Origin of the sequence: Synechococcus sp. BS56D, from assembly GCF_004332405.1 — a bacterium.
GTDB lineage: Bacteria > Cyanobacteriota > Cyanobacteriia > PCC-6307 > Cyanobiaceae > Synechococcus_C.
Map to the genome: position 1 here is coordinate 122,883 of NZ_PHQU01000004.1, position 20,231 is coordinate 143,113.

At 66.3% G+C, this 20,231-nt stretch carries 1 protein-coding gene (only partly in view); it reads right to left on the minus strand.

The annotated features are described in order from the left end of the window. Nucleotides 1–20,231, minus strand: partial view of an autotransporter outer membrane beta-barrel domain-containing protein gene (locus CWE17_RS07225; protein WP_131455749.1) — the 3' portion only. 7,957 nt of this gene lie beyond the right edge of the window; the window shows 20,231 of its 28,188 coding nt (coding positions 7,958–28,188); its start codon lies beyond the right edge, outside the window — the gene reads right to left on this strand; the stop codon is at nt 1–3.

Sequence of the window (20,231 nt, forward strand, 5' to 3'; positions counted from 1 at the left end):
TCAGAACGTCCAGCGGAAGCCACCGCCGTAGTTGATCGATTCGGTGCTGCCGGGTGCGAGCTGGCCCAGACCGTTCACGTACAGGCTGAGCTTGTCGTTCACCACCACATCGAGTCCCAGGCCCAGGTTCCACCAGGAGGAGGGTGCGGCCACGCCTGCCACGGTGAAGGAGGCGGCCGGAGCTGCGGTGAACTGGGCGGTGAGGTCGCGGTTGGTGTTGCCCAGATCCCAGGCGTAACCCACGCTCACCCGAGGGATCACAGTCATGCCGTTGGTCTGGAACGGCTGCTTGAACTCCACGCCGAGCTCGAGCGGAACCGAGCTGTACGACACGTTGTCGTAGCGCAGGGAGTAGCTGGCCTTGCCCGGATCGGGGGAGGCGATTAGCGGGTTGCCGGGCTGTTGGTAGGCGCGGTTGTTCGACGACGTCGACTCGGAGTAGCTGTTCTGGTTCAGCTGCAGCCAGCTGATGCCCAGCGACGGGATCAGGCTGCCCTGGTTGCCGGTGTTGATCACCTGGCTCAGTTGCAACGTGCCGCCCAGGGCGGTGCTGCTGCTGCTTCCTTGTTCCGTGGCGGGGTAGCCAGGGATGTTCACCTGACGGGTGATGTCGGTGTTGAAGCCGCCCACCCCGAAGGCGCCCGAGAGCCAGGTGGCCGAGCCGAGCCGTTGCTTGGCATACACCATGCCGCTCCAGCCTTCCGTTTCACCGAAGGTGTTCGGTTCGCCGGTGGTGGTCCAGAGGTTGTCAAAGCGACCGGCGAGGCCCACCAGGGTGTTGCTGCCGATCAGGGTGTCGGCGCCCACGGTGGTGTTGAAGGCCGTGGTGTTGTAACCGGCCTGGCCGGAATTGCCGCTGCCGGGGGTGCTGGCGTCGGAACCGCCCGCATTCACCCAGCTGCGCCACTTGCCGCAATCGGCCGGATCGCCGGTGTAGGTCTCGCCTGGCTGAAGTTGCTGCACCTCGGCGATGCAGCGCTGCAACTGGTTGAGCACCGCCGCGTTGAGGGCGTTGCTCACGTCCTGCTGGAAGGCGAGGCCCGCGGTGATCGTGGCCTGGGGGATGGCCGCCGAGTTGGCGCCGGAGAGCTGGCGATACAGCGCATTGAGTTCGCCCTTGGTCTCTTGGGCAAAGATCAGCGCCGCGGTGGATTCAAACTTGGTGGTGCTGCCTGCGGCTTGGATGTCGTTGACGGCTTGGCCGACGGCTGTGCTGTTGGGATCGAGTCCGCTCGGGGCGTAATCCACGGTGTAGCGGAAGCTCAGATCCTGGTTGTTGTCGATCAGATCGAAATTGAAGGATGCAACAGCTGATTTGGGAGCGACCAGTTTGAGATCGCCGATGGTGATGCCTTGCTTGGCATCGACGATGCCTTCTGAGATGAAGGTGCCAGGCATGGCCTGACCGACCTGGTTGGCGAGGAGCTCAACGGTGCCATCGAGATCAGCGCGGAAGTTGGTGGTGAGGTTGTCGGTTTCGCCGGAGCGGAGCACCAGATCCGCCTCATACACCGAGGTGTCGGTGGTGTCGTAGTTGGCGTTCACCACCAGGTTGCCGATCCGGTATTCCCCGTTGGGGTTCACCACACCGCGCTGAATCAGCGTCACGTTGCCGTTCGCATCCACCAACTGGGATTCGAGGCGGGCGTTGGGCGCGTTGTAGATGTCGCGGGTGATGCCGGGAAGAATGATGTCACCGGAGATCTCGCCGAAGTTGCTGATTTCGTCACGACCGCCCGGGCCGGTGATGGCGTTGCTGCTGCCATCGCTGCCGCCGATGATCGTGCCGTAGTTGATCACGCGCTCCACCCGGTCGGTGGGCAGGTTGATCGCCGAGCCGCCGTCACCACCCTGGATCAGGGCACCTGCGGCGTTCTCGACGCGCAGGTTGCCGCTGATGACGCTGGTGCTCTTGGTGATGCCCACGCCGCCCTGGCCTGTGGCCTGGATCACACCGCTGTTGCGCACCACCACTTCACCGGCAGGAGCGGTGCCGTCGGTGAAGCCCTCGGTGATCGCGCTCACCGAACCATCGGGGTTCTGGTAGAGGTAGGCGCCACCGGTGGCGTTCTGGAACAGCAGGGCCACTGCGTTGGTGCCGGAGGCGGTGATGCTGCCGCTGTTGTCGATGGTGATGTCGCCGGAGCCGCCAGTGGGCTTGCCGAGCAGGGTGGCGCTGTTGTCTTTGCTGACGCCGCCGAACACGAAGCCACCACCGCCGGCGATGGTCTGGGCGACCACGGCGTGGGCGCCGGTGCCGCTGGTGCTGATGGCGCCGGTGTTGGTGAAGCTGATGTCGGCCGAACTGGAGTCGGCATTGGTGTTGTTGAGGCTCACGGCACCGGAATCGGAACCGCTGACGCCGCCACCACCGCCGATGGTCTGCAGCAGCACCCCGAAGCTGTTGTCGCCGCTGGTCACGATTGTGCCGCTGTTGCTCACGTTCAGGGCACCGCTGGCTGTGGTGGTGCCGCTGTGGTTGGCCGCCGCGAAGTTGGCGCTGCTGCCGCCGGTGGTGTAACCACCCCCTCCACCGATGCTCTGCAGCACCACAGCGGGCGACTGGTTGCCACTGGTGCCGATCACACCACCGTTGTTGCTCCAGGTGATCGCACCGGCACCGGCATCGGAGTCGAGGGTGCCCGTGCCGCCGGCACCCAGCTGCACCGAGCCGCTGGTGGCCGAGGCGAAACCACCGCCACCACCGATGCTCTGGAGCACGAGGGCGGGGCTGGTGTTGCCGCTGCTGCTCACCCGGGCATTGCTGCTGAGGCTCAGGTCGATGGCCGCTGCAGAGCTGTTGCCCACGTTGAGGTCGGCACCGCTGCGACCGGCCGTGAAGTTGCCGCTCACCACACCCACACTGCCGCCGCCGCCGCCGATCGTCTGGGCGAGAAGGGCGGGGGCGTTGGCGCCGCCGGAGCTGATGCTGCGCTCGAGGCTGAGGGTCAGCGCGCCGGCGCTGCGATCGCCGCGGCCGAGGCCACCGAGAGTGGCATCGCCGCCCACGTTGGCCGCCGTGCCGCCACCGCCGCCGAGGCTCTGGGCGAGCACGGTGGTGCTGCCGTCGCCACTGCTGGAGAGCGGCGCGTTGATCGTGAGGTTGAGAGCACCGCCACTGGCGATCGGTGTGCCCAACGGCACGGAGGTGCCGCCGAGGTTGGCATCGCTACCCGCGCTGCCAACGCGTCCACCGCCGCCACCGATCGATTGCAGCAGCAGGGCGCTGGCATCGTTCCCAGTGGTGGCCGCCGCCACCTGGTTGGCGAGGCTCAGATCGGCGCCGGAGGAGGTGCCGCGATAGAGGCCACCCAGCTGGGCAGTGGCGCTGGTGCTGCCGGTGTAACCGCCACCGCCACCGATCGACTGGAAGCTGAAGCCGCTGGAGCCTTCACCTGTGGTGACGATCCGGCTGCTGCCGCCGGCACTGAAGCTGAGGCTGCCGCCGCTGCCTTCCGTGCCATTGCTGCCGCCGCCGAGCAGCAGAGCACCGCCGCTGATGGTGTTGTTCGGGAACACCAGACCGCCGCCGCCACCCACCGACTGGAGCACGAAGGCGGGCGACTGACTGCCAGTGGTCACGATCGAGCCGTTGCCGCCATCGCTGGCGAGGTTGAGCGAGACGCTGCCGGCGTTGCCGCTGCCGCCATCGGCGCCGAGGCTCACTGAACCACTGGCGCTGCCGGCGCGGCCGCCACCGGCACCCACCGACTGGCCGAAGAGGCCGATCGCTTGATCGCCGCTGGTGCTGATCGTGCCGGTGCTGCTGATGCTCACATCGCTGGCATCACCGGAGCCGCCGCCACTGGTGCCCATGTTGAGGGCGGTGCTGGTGCCACCCACCAGGCCGCCACCACCACCGACGCTTTGCACCAGCAGGCCATCGCTGCCAAAGCCGCTGGTGCTCACATCGCCACTGAGGTTCACGCTCACCGCACCGGCATCGAGGCCTGCGCTGGTGCGGGCGCCGGCCGTGGCACTACCGCTGTTGATCGGTGCGTAGCCACCGCCACCACCGATGCTCTGGGCGATCAGGGCCGGCGAGAGGGCGCCGAGAGTGGCGAGGCTGTCGTTGATCGTGAGCGTCACAGCGGCGCCGGTGTTGCGGGTGGCGCCATCGCCGCCGGCGGTGAGGTTGGTGGCTTCCGCACCTTCGAGGCCGAAGATCGCACCGCCACCGCCACCGATCGATTGGGCCACCACCGCCGCGGAGTTGCTGCCGGCGGTGAGGATCGGCGCGCTGCTGCTGAAGCTGATGCTGTCGGCGTTATTGCTGCCGACCACCGAGCCGCCCAGGTTGATCGCATCGCCGCCGCTGCTGGTGGCATAGAGGCCGCCACCACCGATCGACTGCAGGATCACGCCACTGGAGTTGTTGCCCGTGGTGGTGATCGCACCGGTGCTGGTGAAATCGATCGCCGAAGCGCGGCTGTCGCCGAAGCCGCTGCCGCCGATGCTGATCGCTGTGGGGGCGCTGCCGGTGAGGCCACCGCCGCCGCCGATCGACTGGATCGTCACGCCCGGTGAGCTGATGCCGCTGGTGCGCACCGGCGCCGCGCTGCTGGCGCTGATCGCACCACCGCGGGCATCACTGAGGAGCTCGGAGCTACTGCCCACGCTCAAGCTGCCGTCCACCTGGGCGATCAGGCCGCCACCACCACCGATGCTCTGGAGCACCACGCCGGGGCTGTCGTTGCCTTGGGTGGTGACGCTGCGTTGCAGCTGGGTGAAGCTGAGGCTGCCGCCACTGCCGTCGACACCAGCGCGCAGGGTGCCGCCGAGGCTGGCGTCGCCGCCCACATCGGCGGCCACACCGCCACCGCCACCGATCGATTGCAGCACCGCGCCGGGGCTGTTGGCCCCCACGGTGAGCACCTCAAAGGGAAGGATCAGTTCAAGATCGGCGCTGGTGACTGTGCCGGTGCTGAGGCCGCCGAGCTGCACGCTGCCGTTGGGCACGCTGCCGATCCAGCCGCCACCGCCACCGATCGACTGATGGATCACGCCGGGGGAGAAGGCGCCGGTGGCCTGAAGGGTGCCGCCGGCATTGATCAGGGTGATCGTGCCGCCGGAGCCGGCGGTGCCGTTGCTGCCACCACCGAGCACAACGGTGCCGCTGCCGGCGCTGTCGCCCAGGCCCACCTGGCCACCACCACCACCGATGGATTGCATCAGGTAGGACGGCGCGTAAGCGCCGCTGGTGGCGATCACGCCCCCGGCGTTGTTGAGGGTGACGTTGCCGCCATCACCGCTGCCGCCGTTGGCCCCCAGGGTCATGGAGCCGCTGGCGGAGCCGACGCGCCCGCCGCCGCCACCCACCGACTGGGCCACCACACCGATGCTGTAGAGGCCGCTGGTGCTGATCGTGCCGCCCTGATTGTTGACGGTCACATTGCCGGCGTTGCCGCTGGCATCGATCGCACCCATCACCAGCTCAGTGCTGCTGGAGCCGGCGATACCGCCACCAGCGCCCACCGACTGGGCAATCACGCCTTCGGAATTGTTGCCGAGGGTGGTGATACGGCCCCGGTTCTCAACGCTGACGTTGTCTGCGTTGGCGATGCCGCCATCCATCCCCAGGCGCATGCTGGCGCCGTTCTGGGAGGTGAAACCACCGCCACCACCGATGCTCTGGGCGATCACACCCTGCGACTGAACACCGGCGGTGACCAAGTTGCTGCCGCCGCTGAAGAAGAGGTCAACGGCGCCGCTGCCGCCGACCTGTTGGCCGGCACCGCCGAGTTCCACCACGGCCGCGCTGCCGCTGCCGTCGCCGCCGACGTAACCACCACCACCACCGACCGACTGGGCGATCACGGCGGGTGACGAGAGACCGGTGGTCTGGATGCGGGAATTGAATTTGGAGGTGAGGCTGACGTTGCCGGCTGTGGTGTTGCCGATCACATCACCGCCCAGGCTCACCGAACCGCTGGAGGTGAAGGCCACACCACCGCCACCACCGATCGATTGCAGGGTGAGGCCGGGGCTGTTGCGGCCTTCGGTGCTGATCTGCCAGTCGCGACTGATCGCCTGAACATCACCAGCGGAGGTGTCGGCGACGCTGATGGTGCCGAGATTGAGCTGATCGCCGGCCACATCGGCGGCATAACCGCCACCGCCGCCGATCGACTGGAGCACCACGCCAGGACTTTCGGCGCCCTGGGTGATTGCGGTGAAGGGTCCGTTGAGGGAGATCGCGCCGGCCTGCAGTGAGCCGATGCCGTTGCCACCCAGGGTGAGATCACCGGCGACGCTGTTGACGCTGCCGCCACCGCCGCCGATCGATTGCACCACAAGTGCGGCGGAGTCGTCGCCCGTGGAGGTCATGGAGGCGCCGGCATTGCTGATCACGCGGATGGCGCCGCCGTCGGCGTTGCCGATGCCGTTGGTCATGCCGAGGCTCGCATTGCCGCCCACCTTGCCGAGGCGACCACCACCACCACCGATGGCTTGCACCAGCATCACCGGAGAGGTGGAGCCGGTGGTGATCAGATCGCCCTGGATGTCAACCAGGATGGCTTGCTCAACCGGTTGCTTAGAGCAGCTACCAAAGCGACAGGCCACGGGATAGAGCAGGCCGCTGCTGCCAGCGATGCCCAGGTTTCCGCTGCTGCCGGAGCTGCCGAGCGTGGCGTCGGTAGCGAGATCACCGGCGAAACCACCACCGGCGCCAATCGATTGCACCACCAGGCCAGGGCTAATGTTGTCGGTGGTCTGCAGCTGGCCCCTCAGGATCACGCTCACGGCGCCGCCGGTGCCAGAGTTGAGAGCGTTGGCGCCGAGGGTCGCCGCGGTGAGGCTATTCACCAGCGACCAACCACCACCACCACCGATCGATTGCAGAACGGCGGCGGCAGACCGGAGCCCGCTAGTGGCGATCGTGCTGCCGCCATTGGAGGTGAAGTTGATGGCGCCAGCGTTGGCATTGCTGCTGTTGCTGCTGCCCAGCTGGATCAGGCCGCTGTTGGCCGATTGCAATCCCTGCACGGCACCACCACCGCCGGCGAGGCTCTGCAGCAGCACGGCCGGGGAGGCCACGCCGGAGGTGACGATATTGGCGTTGTTGGTAACGGTCACAGCGCCACTGTTGGCACCGCTGGCTGAGCGGCTGCCGAGGATGAGGCTCTGACCGGCTACACCCTCGCTGAGCAGGGCGGCTAGACCGCCGCCGCCGCCCACTGACTGGGCCACCAGACCGGCGGCGTTGTTGCCAGCGGTGCGGATCGCACCGCCGCTGGTGAGGCTGACGGCTCCGCCGCCGCTCAGCAGGGGGGTCTCGGCACCCAGCCAGCTGGAATACAGCGAGGTGTTGATGCCGGCAATGCCGCCGCCACCGCCGACGCTCTGGCTTACCAGGCCAGTGCTGTTTTCACCCAGGGTGGTGATGCTGGAGCTGCTGGTGATGGTCACAGCACCACCGCTCTGGGTCACGCTGCTGGCGTCGCTGCCCAACTGCAGCTCTCCATTGACATTGCCGATGCGGCCGCCGCCACCACCGATGCTCTGGGCCAGCAGGCCCGGAGCGTTGTTGCCCTGGGTGCTGATCGATCCGCTGCTGCGCCCGGTGATGGCGCCGCCATCAAGGGAGCTGCCGCTGCTGGTGATGTCGGTCGCACCGAGCAGGGCGGCGCCGTCCACGTTGTCGGCCATGCCGCCGCCGCCGCCCACGCTCTGCAGCACCAGGCCGATGCCGTAGTTGCCGCTGCTGCTGATCCCGCCGCTGTAGTCGGCTTCGATCGCACCGCCGGTCATGCTGCCGCTGCTTTGTGACGCACCCAGTCGGGTGATGTAGCGGGAGGAGCCGGCGTAACCGCCGCCACCGCCGATGCTCTGACTCACCAGTACTGGCGAGTTGTTGCCCTGGCTGATCAGGTCGGCGTCAATGGTCAGATTGATGGTGCCGCCATCGCCACCATCGCTCTTCATTGACCCGAGCAGGGAATAGGTGGATCTCTGATCGATCAGCACCCAGCCGCCGCCGCCGCCGATGCTTTGCGTGAGCACCACCGAGGAGTTGGCGGCCTGGGTGCTGAACTGACTGCCACTGGCGTTGAGATTGATCGCACCGCCGTCACCACCACCACCGGGACCGGTGATCAGGGCGGTCAATCCGGAATCGATGTCGTCGAGGAAGGAGAGCTCATCGTTGTCGTTGGTGCTGATGCTCGCTTCGAGATTGAGCCAGGCCTGTTGCCAGGTGGAGGCGATATCCGCCAGAGCAGCGCTCACGCTCCCTTGGCGGCCCATCAAGATTGCGCCGGCATCGGTGGCATCGAGATTGACATCCCCAACGAAGCCACCACCACCACCGATGCTCTGCAGGATCAGGGCCTGGGAGCCGATTCCTTCGGTCTGGAGGATGCCGCTGGTGTTGATCGTCAGATCACCCGCTTGTGCGGCGCCGGATCCATTGCTGCCGAGCTTGATGAAGTCTGGGTTGTCGCTCAGGGGGATGTAGGCACCAGCCCCGGCGATGCTCTGACCGAGCAGGGCGGGGGAGGCGATGCCCTCCGTGGTGATGTCGGCCGTGCTGTTGAGACTGATCGCTCCACTGTTGGTGATGGCCTGGCCGCTGCTGCCCACATTCATCAGCTGGTCTGTGTCTCCCACGGCGCCGGTGATGGCGCCACCGCCTCCGGCGCTCTGCAGGATCAGGCCGGGGGAGTAGTCACCGGCGGTGCTGATGCGGGAGCTGTTGACGGCACTGATCGCCCCACCTTGCGCACTGCCGCTGCTGATCCGGGAGCCAACGTTGAGGTCACCGCGCACTTCAGCGATGAAGCCGCCACCGCCACCTGTGCTCATCATCGCCAGACCGCTGGCGCCATCGCCCTCGGTGCGGATGAGGGCCCCGTTCTGCTGGACGTCGATCGATCCGGCGTCCGCCACCACGGCTGACGCGGTGACCGTGCCCATCTGCACCTTTTGGGACGCACCCCCAAAGACGGTGCCGCCGCCGCCGCCCAGCGACAGCACATTGACGCCCACCGAGGTGTCGCCGCTGGTGCCCACCGAACCGCTGTTACGCAGGCTGATCGACCCACCGGAGAGGTTGCCGGCGGCATCCTGGCTGCCCATGCGCATCTCGTTCGTGTAAGCGCTGATCGCACCGCCACCACCGCCGACACTCTGCAGCCGGATGGCATGGGAATCAGATCCCGCGGTGACCACATCGGCACTGTTGGAGACATTGAGGTCGCCGGCCTGGGCATTGGTGCCGCCGCGACTCCCGAGCCTGGCGTTCGCAGTGGTTTCCCCGGTGAGGGCCGACCAGCCACCGCCACCAGCCACGCTCTGAATGAGCATGCCGGGTGAACTGTTGGCGTTGGTGCGGATCAGGGCCGAGGTGTTGGTGATGGTGAGATCACCGGCATTCCCTTCATTGCTGAGATACGAGGAAAGGAACAAACGGTCGCTCTTCCCAAGGCTGATGTCGGGATTGACATAGGCATTGGCACCGCCGCCACCGCCGATGCTCTGGGCCAGCAGGCCGATCGAGCCCTCGCCGCTGGTCTGCAGGTTGCCGCTGTTGCTCACCACTACATCGCCCGCTTCCGCCAGTTGGGCATACAGCGCTCCAAGGAACAGCTCTTCGTTGCTGTCGGCGCTTGAGAATCCACCGCCACCACCGATGCTCTGGGCGATCAGGGCGCTGGAGCCGATGCCGTTAGTGATCACCAGACCGCTGTTGTCGACGCTCACGTTGCCGGCGCTGGCCCGGCCCGGGCCATTCATGCCGTTGGTAAGGATGCCGTCGAGGATCAGGCCGGTGACTCCACCACCTCCGGCAACGCTCTGGGCGATCAAGCCCGTGGAAGTGCTGCCGATGGTGAGGATTTCAGCCCGGTTGGTGAGCTCAACCGCCCCGGAATTGAGCGTGTAATCGCTGCCGAGCTGGGAAATGGGAACTTCGGTGAGTCGGTTCCGGTTGTATGCACCGCTGCCCAGACGTCCGCCGAGGTTCTTGGTTTGCTGGGAGCCGAGATAGCCGCCACCGCCACCGATGCTCTGACTCACCAGGGCAGGGGATCCTTCGCCGCGGGTCACAATCGCGGCACCACGGTTGGTGACGCTCACATCGCCGCCATTGGCTGTCACGCTGCCGCCGGAACCGTCAAGCCCCAGGCTCAGATCCCCGTAGATCTGGTTGGCGAGACCACCACCACCACCGATGCTTTGGGCGATGAGCCCGGCGGCGCCGTTACCGGAGGTGCTGATCGATCCCCTGTTGGTGAGGTCAAGTGTGCCCCCACTGGCGACACCTGTGCTGTCCACCATGCCCATGCTGATCGAGCCGGCGCGGCTGCCGATCACGCCGCCACCACCACCGATCGACTGGGCCGTGATGGCACCGGCACTCAGGCCTGTGGTGATGATGTCGGCGCTGTTAGTGATGGTGAGATCGCCGGCCGAGAGCGTTCCCGAAGACCCCTTGGCACCCAGCTGGCTGTTGGTGTTGCTGCTCACATTGCCGGCAACCCAGCCGCCGCCGCCGCCGATGCTCTGCACGAGCATGGCGCGGGCGAAATCCCCTTCAGTCTGGATTAGGGCGCCGGTGTTGCGCAGGCTGAGGGAACCACCGGCGCCGTTCACCAGGCCTTCGGCACCAAGCAGGAGGTTGTTGGCGAGTTGCTTTTGTCCGAGCCGGCGGATGTTGCCGCCACCACCGCCAACGCTCTGGGCGATCAGGCCGGTGGAGGACGTGCCTGTGCTGATCAGGTTGCCGCTGTTGGTGATCGTGAGATCGCCAGCAGCGGTGTTGCGGGAGTTGAGATCACCGAGGGTGATCGGCTCCAGCATCAGCGCGTTGGAGTAAGTGGTGGTGAAACCACCACCACCGCCGATGCTCTGCACCGTCAGCAGGGGTGCCGTGATGCCTGAGGAGCTGAGATCACCGCTGTTGTTGACGCTCACATCACCAGCAATGGCATTCTCCAGGCGTCTACCCCCCAGGGTGAGCGTGTTGCCATCGGTGAGACTCACCACACCACCACCACCACCGATGCTCTGGGCCAGCAGCACCGTGGCCGCATTACCGCTGGTGCTGATTGTGCTGTTGTTGGTTACCGACAGGTTGCCGGCCTGGGTGTTGCTGAGGTCCTCGCCACCGAGTTGGGTGGTGCTGGCGGAGCTCCCCAGATAGCCACCCCCGCCGCCGATGGTCTGGGCGATCAGGGCGAAGGCACCATCGCCACGCGTTTCAATCGCAGGCCCCCGGTTGTTCACGCTGACGTCGCCAGAGCTGAGCGATCCTTCACTGTTGCCGAGGGTGCCGCCCAGGCGCACATCGCCGCTCTCGCTGCCGGCGACGCTGCCGCCGCCACCACCGATGCTCTGCACAAGCATCGCGCTCGACACATCGCCAAGTGTGAGCACGGAACCGCTGTTGCTGACCGACACGGAACCACCGCTGGCATTGCCGGTGAGGTTGAACCCACCCAGCAGCAGACCGCCGGAAGCAGAGCTGATCACCCCACCGCCACCACCGATGCTCTGCACGGTGAGTGCGGCCGAAGCCTCACCCGATGACACAAGATCGGCCGTGTTGGTCACTTCGATGGCGCCGCCATTGGCGGAGTCGCTGTTGTTGCGGGCGCCGATGCGGGTGTTGGCCAGGTTCTGGGTACTCACCAGGGCATAGCCGCCACCGCCGCCGATCGATTGCACCGTGAATACGGGGGAGAAATCCTGCAGGGTCTCCAGGCGTGACGCGATGTTGTTGATCGTGACGTCGCCGGCATTGGCATTGACCGAGCCGAGGCTGCCGACGCGCACTGTGTAGTCATCGGTGCCGGCGGTTTGTGAGATATAGCCACCACCACCACCGATGCTCTGGGCGATCAGCGCGGCGGAACCGTTGGAGGCCGTGAGCAGATCACCGCTGTTGGTGAGTGTGATGGCGCCACCCTGGGCGCGGGTGTTGCTGGCCCCGGAGGCATCAGCGCCGAGAATCACCTGGTTGCCGGTGTCGGTGGCGGAGGCACCACCGCCACCGCCGATGCTTTGCACCACGAAGGCCGCCGCATTCAGGCCCTGGGTGGCGATGAAGGACCGGCTGGTCACGGCCACGTCGCTGGCCGAACTGACGCTGTTGGTGCGCAGAGTGCCACCGAGAGTCAGGTCGTCTCCAGCCGTGATCCCGGTGAAGCCACCACCGCCGGCGATGCTCTGCACCAGAAGCCCCGTGCTGTTCTCGCCCTGGGTGACGATCGTTGGCACCGTATTGGTAAGGGTGATCGCCCCGGAGCTGATGACCCCACCCATGTCGGCACCGAGTCGGGCATTGCCGCCCACGTTGCCGACCCAGCCGCCACCGCCGCCGATGCTCTGGATCACCATCACCGGGGAGCTGTCGCCTCGGGTGACGAGCAGATCGGCTTCGGTCACCACATTCAGATCACCGGCTGTGGCCACGCCGGAGCTGGTGCTGCTCATACCGAGCACCGCATTGCCCAGCACCTGACCGCCCAGGCCGCCGCCACCGCCGATGGTCTGCACCACAAGGGCCGCAGAGTTCAGACCGCTGGTGCCGATGTCGCCGCTTTGGCGCAGGCTCACCGCACCGGCGGAGAGGGCCCCGCTCATGCTGCTGGCACCCAGGGTGACGTTGCCCAGGGCGTTGCCGGTGACGCCACCGCCACCCCCGATGCTCTGGATCACGGCACCCGTGGAGTACTCCGCCGTGGTGATGATCGTGCTGTTATTAATCACCGATACGTTGCCGGCGCCCAGGCTGGCTCCGCCCTGGCTGCCAAGCTGGGCATCGGGGCTGCTGCGCAGCAGCGACCAGCCGCCACCACCGCCAATGCTCTGGGCGATCAGGCCGGGGCTGTAGGTACCGGCGGTGACGATGGCGTTGCCCGTGTTGTTGAGGCTTATATCGCCGGCGATCGCCTGGCCAAGGTCGCTGCCCGCCAGCGTCACGTCATAGCTGGCGAGGGCATTCGTTTCAGCGATCACACCGCCGCCACCGGCGATCGACTGCAGCAGCAGGGCCGGTGAGCCGTTGCCGCTGGTCTGGAGTACGCCGCTGTTGCGCACCGTCACGGAATCGGCATTGGCAAGAGCGCTGCCGCTGGCACCAAGACGGCTCAGAGTGCCCGTGACCTTGGCGGCGGCACCACCACCGCCACCGATGCTCTGGGCCACGAGGCCGGCGGAATTGACACCTTGCGTGGTGATGCCGGCCCTGTTGGTGACCGTCACGGCGCCGCCCTGACTGGAGCCGCTCATCGAACCGCCCAGGATCAGGGCGTCACCGTAGGTCTGGCCTGCGAGTCCGCCACCGCCACCGATGGACTGGGCCATCAGACCCATGGAATCAGCCCCTTCGGTGCTGATCTGGCTGCGGTTGGTCACCACCACGTTGCCGGCGTTGGCACTGCCGCTGCCGCTGGCGCCCATCGTCACATTGCCCTTCGCCTGGGCGGTGCTGCCGCCGCCGCCGCCGATCGATTGGGCCAGCAGCGCCGGGGAGGCGGTCCCGGTGCTGGTGAGTTCTGCGCCGCTGAGGGTCACCGACACATCACCGGCATTGGCAGTGCCACCGAGGTTGATCGCGCCCAGGTTGAGAGTGCCGCTGATCGATCCGGCCCGGCCGCCGCCGCCGCCGATGCTTTGCACATTGATCAGAGGGCTGAAGTTGCCGGTGCTCAGGATCGAGGCCGTGTTCGTGAGAGTGACGGCATCAGCGTTCTGTGCTCCACCGCTGCTCAGACTGCCCATCTGGGCGTTGCCGTTCACGGCGCCGGTGTACCCGCCACCGCCACCCAGCGACTGCAGGGTGATGCCTGCCGAAGTGTTGCCCGTGGTAATGGTCTCGGCGTTGTTGGTGAGCGAGATCGCGCCACCATTCATGGTGCTGGTGCTGTTGATCGCACCGAGCAGAAGATCACCCTCCACAGGGCCCACCCAGCCACCGCCGCCACCGATGCTCTGGGCTGAGATCGCCGGGCTGAACTCCCCGCGGGTGATCAGTTGGTCCCCGTTCGACTGGATGTTGATGTCTGCACCAGAAAGGTCGGCGCTGTTGCTGCCCGACACACTGCCGAGGCTGACGGCACCGCCTCGGGTCTGAGCGACGCGGCCACCACCGCCGCCGATGCTTTGGGTGAAGATCGTGGGGGAGTAATCGGCCAGGGTCACGAGGGTGCCCCGGTTCACCAGGCTCATGGCCTGGCCGCTCTGCACACCCTCAGCGTTGCGGGAGCCGAGCGCAACCGTGCCGTTGGCACTGTCGAGGCTGCCGCCACCACCACCGATTGCCTGATACAGGATGGCTGGGGAGAACTGGTCATTCGACACCAGGGTGCCGGTGTTGATCAGGCGGGTCGTTCCGGATTGGCCATCGGCACCGTTGCTGCCGAGCACGGCGTCGCCGAAACCACTCTGGGCGTCGCCACCACCACCGCCGATGCTGTGGAGATACACCGGAATCGACGATGGACCGTAGGTAGCGATGTTGCCGGTGTTGGTGAGCACCACGTTGCCGGAATCGCCGCCAGCTCCACCGCTGCCACCGAGGGAGATGGTGCCTTCATTGACACTGGCGGTCGCCCGGCCGCCGCCGCCGCCGATGCTCTTGGCCACCACGCCATAGGAGCCTTCGCCGTAGGTCTCGATTGAACCGTTGTTGGTGATGGTGATATTGCCGGCATTGCCACCGTTGCCACCGCTGGCCCCAAGGCTCAGGGCGTCGCGGGTGCTGCCCACATCGCCACCGCCCCCACCGATGGCCAGAGCCATGAGGCCGATGCCGGCGCTGCCGGTGGTGATGACCGTGCCGTCGTTGGTGATGGTGATATCACCGCTGTTGCCACCGCCGCCGCCACTGCCACCGAGGGACACACTCAGGGGAGCCGTGCTTGAGAGGGAGCCACCACCGCCGCCCACCGACTGGGCGTAGAGCCCGTAGGCCGCTTCACCGGTCACGGTGATGGCCCCACTGTTATTGACGGTCACGTTTCCGGCGTTGCCACCGTCGCCACCGCTGCCGCCGAAGCTGAGCGACGCCGTGGTTCCTTCCGAGGCGATCGCCGAATTGATGCTCACCCGACCACCACCGCCACCGATGCTCTGGCTGAGCAGACCGTGCGACTGGCTGCCGGTGGTGACGATCACCCCGGAATTGGTGACGTTGGCGTTGCTGCCGTTGCCACCACTGCCACCGCTGCCGCCTACCTGGAGGGAGCCGCTGAAGCTGTTCTCGCTCTCATCACCAGGTGCGGCCAGGCTGGTGGTACCACCGCCACCACCAATCGACTGCACATAGAGACCGATGGAATTGGCGCCGGTGGTTCGCAGCCTGGCGGCGTTGGACACGGTGACGGTTCCGCCAGATCCACCGGATCCACCGGATCCACCGATGGTGCCGTTGAGGCTGAGGGTGGAGCTGGCGGTGCCATCCACGAAGCTTGTGGCATCGCCGCCGCCGCCACCCACCGACTGGATGAACATGGCCGAGGCTGAGCTCCCGCTGGTCGTGATCAGTCCGTCGCGGGTGGTGATGTTGACACTGTTGCCGTCTCCACCGGAGCCGCCGCTGCCGCCGATGGCGACGCTGAGGCCCACATCGCCGCCCTGCACATTGTTGGTGCTGCTGCCGGCGCTACCGCCGCCGCCGCCCACGGATTGGGCAAACAGCCCCCGGGAGTTGTCGCCGGAGGTGCCGATGCGCAGATTGCCCATGTTTAGGGTCACCACACCGCCTTGACTACCACCGCCGCCAGAACCGGAAACCGAGGAGGCCAGGCCGCCGAGTTGGGCTGATGTGGTGCTGTTGGATGCCGCTTCGGTGACGGAGCCGCCCTGACCACCACCACCACCAATGGACTGGAGGAGGATTCCGTTGCTACCAGAGCCGCTTGTGATGACCGTGAGCGTCTCGGAGGCTCCGTTTTGAAGCGTCACACGGTTGCCACTCGCGCCGGAGCCACCGGAACCCCCCATGGAGAAACCAGCACCGGCGGAATAGCTGGCATTGCCTGATCCGGAGGCGGCACTCGTGACAGTGCCACCAGAACCACCACCACCACCGATCGATTGCAGCAGAACTCCCATGGCCTGGTCGCCGCTGGTGCTCACCTCGCCGCTGAGCTGGGCCAGCACCTGGCTGGCCTGGCCGCCGCTGCCGCCGGAACCCCCCACGCCGCTTGCGGCGCCGAAGGCGAAGGTGGAGTTGGCGGAATCGGCGGAGGCCGCTGCATTGGAGGTGATCGAACCACCCTGGCCACCACCGCCGCCGATCGATTGCAGCAGCAGGCCATGGGAGACGTTGCCGCCAGTCACCACGGTGCCGTCGGCGTAAAGGCTCACATTGCTCGCTTGGCCGCCGCTGCCACCGGCCCCGCCCATGGCGAAGGAGGCGGAGAGGTTGCCACCAGCGGATGCCGCCGAGTTGACGGAGCCGCCAGCACCACCGCCACCACCGATTGATTGCAGAACAACGCCAATGGCGTTGTCTCCTGCTGTTTGAACTGTGAGATCTGCGATCTGGCTGCCGCTGCCCAGCTGAACATCGCTGCCCATACCGCCGTTGCCACCGCCGGTGGTGAGAGCGCCGCTGGCCCCAAAGGAGAAGTTGGTGTTGGAGGCAGTGGTGCTGACGTTGCTGCCAATCACGGATCCCGCCGTGCCACCACCACCGCCTACAGACTGCAGCAGGATGCCATGGGCACCATCACCACTTCCGGAAGCGCTGTTACCAGTGGCAATGGAGAGGGCCTCAGGGGTGAATAAGTTGACCCTGCCGCCAGAGCCACCGCTGCCACCGGCGCCACCCATCGCGAAACTCGCCGACGCTGTGATGGACGCATTGCCAGATCCGGTGGCGTCGTTGGTAACGGAACCACCGGCGCCACCACCACCACCGATCGATTGGGCGAACAGACCGATGGAGCTGTCTCCTTGGGTAAGGATGAACCCAGACAGGGAGGCATTGACGGTTTGCCCCCAAGCCCCTCCGCCGCCATTCGCGCCAATCGCACCGCTGGCGCCGAAGGAGAAGACGGAGTTAGCAGAATCTGCGGATGCTGAGGCGTTCGAGGTAACCGAGCCACCCTGTCCACCACCGCCACCAACGGACTGGAGAAGAATGCCGTAAGAACTCTTGCCAGCGGTGAGGAAGGTGCCGTCGGCGAAAAGATTGACGGTGTTGGCACTACCGCCGCTACCGCCAGCGCCGCCCATGGAGAAGGAGGCTGAAAGGTTGCCAGCAGCTGCAGAGGCGGAGTTAACGGAACCACCAACACCACCACCACCGCCGACGGATTGGAGGAAGAGACCTGTGGCGTTATCGCCGATGGATTGGATCCCAAGATCCGCGAGTTGGCCGCTGCTGCCGAATTGAACAGATCCTCCAACACCTCCGCTGGCACCTTTTCCGGCGAGGGAAACTCCGCCACCAAAGGAGAAGTTGGTGTTGGAGGCGTTGGTGGTGGCATTGCTACCGGTGATCGAGCCACCTTGTCCGCCACCGCCACCGATGGACTGGAGGAGGATGCCAGTGGCGCCATCACCGGTGCCGAGCGTGCTGTTGCCGGTGTTGACGACGAGCCTGGACGGAACGGCGAAGTTGATTGAGCCGCCTTGTCCGCCGACGCCACCGGAGGCGCCCATGGCGAAGGAGGCGGAGGCGGAAATGTTGGCGCCACCGGCGCTCGCGGCATTGGTGACCGAACCAGCTGCACCGCCGCCGCCACCAACGGATTGGGCAAAGAGTCCGATGGAGCCGTCGCCGAGGGTCTGGATGGTGCCAGCGATTGAGCCACCAACGGCTCCACCGGAGCCACCACCACCACCAGTTCCGGAAACACCAGCGCTGGCGCCGAAGGAGAAGACGGAGTTAGCAGAATCTGCGGATGCTGAGGCGTTCGAGGTAACCGAGCCACCCTGTCCACCACCGCCACCAACGGACTGGAGAAGAATGCCGTAAGAACTCTTGCCAGCGGTGAGGAAGGTGCCGTCGGCGAAAAGATTGACGGTGTTGGCACTACCGCCGCTACCGCCAGCGCCGCCCATGGCGAAGGAGGCGGAAAGGTTGCCACCGGCTGCAGCGGCGGAGTTAACGGAGCCACCGACACCACCACCGCCACCGACGGATTGGAGGAAGAGACCGATGGCGTTATCGCCGACAGTTTGAACACCGAGATCAGCGAGGAGTGAGGAGCTGCCGAGCTGAACGGATCCACCGCTGCCGCCAGCACCGCCCTCACCGGCGAGGGAGACCTGACCACCGAAGGAGAAGTTGGTGTTGGAGGTGTTGGTGGTGGCATTGCTGCCGGTGATGGAACCACCCTGACCGCCACCGCCACCAATGGACTGGAGGAGGATGCCAGTGGCGCCATCACCAGTGCCAAGGGTGCTGTTGCCGGTGCTGACAACGAACCTGGAAGGAACGGCAAAATTGATCGAACTACCTTGTCCGCCGCCACCACCGGAGCCGCCCATGGAGAAGGAGGCGGAGGCGGAGATGTTGGCGCCACCGGCGCTCGCGGCATTGGTGACCGAACCAGCTGCACCGCCGCCGCCACCAACGGATTGGGCAAAGAGTCCGATGGAGCCGTCGCCGAGGGTCTGAATGGTGCCGGCGACGGAACCACCGATGGCGCCACCTGAGCCACCACCACCACCACTGCCGGAGACACCGGCGGAGGCACCGAAGGAGAAGGTGGAATTCGCAGAGGTGGCTTCTGAGGAGGCATTGGAGGTGACGGAACCACCCTGACCACCACCGCCACCGACGGACTGGAGGAGGATGCCGTGGGAGCTCTTGCCGGCGGTGAGGAAGGTGCCGTCGGCGTAGAGATTCACATTGCTGGCACTGCCGCCATTGCCCCCGGAACCGCCCATGGCGAAGGAGGCGGAAAGGTTGCCACCGGCTGCAGCGGCGGAGTTAACGGAGCCACCGACACCACCACCGCCACCGACGGATTGGAGGAAGAGACCGATGGCGTTATCGCCGACAGTTTGAACACCGAGATCAGCGAGGAGTGAGGAGCTGCCGAGCTGAACGGATCCACCGCTGCCGCCAGCACCGCCCTCACCGGCGAGGGAGACCTGACCACCGAAGGAGAAGTTGGTGTTGGAGGTGTTGGTGGTGGCATTGCTGCCGGTGATCGAGCCACCTTGTCCGCCACCGCCACCGATGGACTGGAGGAGGATGCCAGTGGCGCCATCACCGGTGCCGAGCGTGCTGTTGCCGGTGTTGACGACGAGCCTGGACGGAACGGCGAAGTTGATTGAGCCGCCTTGTCCGCCGACGCCACCGGAGGCGCCCATGGCGAAGGAGGCGGAGGCGGAAATGTTGGCGCCACCGGCGCTCGCGGCATTGGTGACCGAACCAGCTGCACCGCCGCCGCCACCAACGGATTGGGCAAAGAGTCCGATGGAGCCGTCGCCGAGGGTCTGAATGGTGCCGGCGACGGAACCACCGATGGCGCCACCTGAGCCACCACCACCACCACTGCCGGAGACACCGGCGGAGGCACCGAAGGAGAAGGTGGAATTCGCAGAGGTGGCTTCTGAGGAGGCATTGGAGGTGACGGAACCACCCTGACCACCACCGCCACCGACGGACTGGAGGAGGATGCCGTGGGAGCTCTTGCCGGCGGTGAGGAAGGTGCCGTCGGCGTAGAGATTCACATTGCTGGCACTGCCGCCATTGCCCCCGGAACCGCCCATGGCGAAGGAGGCGGAAAGGTTGCCACCGGCTGCAGCGGCGGAGTTAACGGAGCCACCGACACCACCACCGCCACCGACGGATTGGAGGAAGAGACCGATGGCGTTATCGCCGACAGTTTGAACACCGAGATCAGCGAGGAGTGAGGAGCTGCCGAGCTGAACGGATCCACCGCTGCCGCCAGCACCGCCCTCACCGGCGAGGGAGACCTGACCACCGAAGGAGAAGTTGGTGTTGGAGGTGTTGGTGGTGGCATTGCTGCCGGTGATGGAACCACCCTGACCGCCACCGCCACCAATGGACTGGAGGAGGATGCCAGTGGCGCCATCACCGGTGCCAAGGGTGCTGTTGCCGGTGGAGACCACCAGTCGACCGGGCACCGACAGATTGATGCTGCCGCCAGCACCACCGTTGCCGCCGGTCCCGCCCATGGCGAAGGAGGCCGACGCAGAGATATTGGCGCCCCCGGCGGATGATTCCGCTTGCGTCACTGAGCCACCGGCACCACCACCGCCACCGACGGACTGGGCGAAGAGGCCATAGGACTGATCGC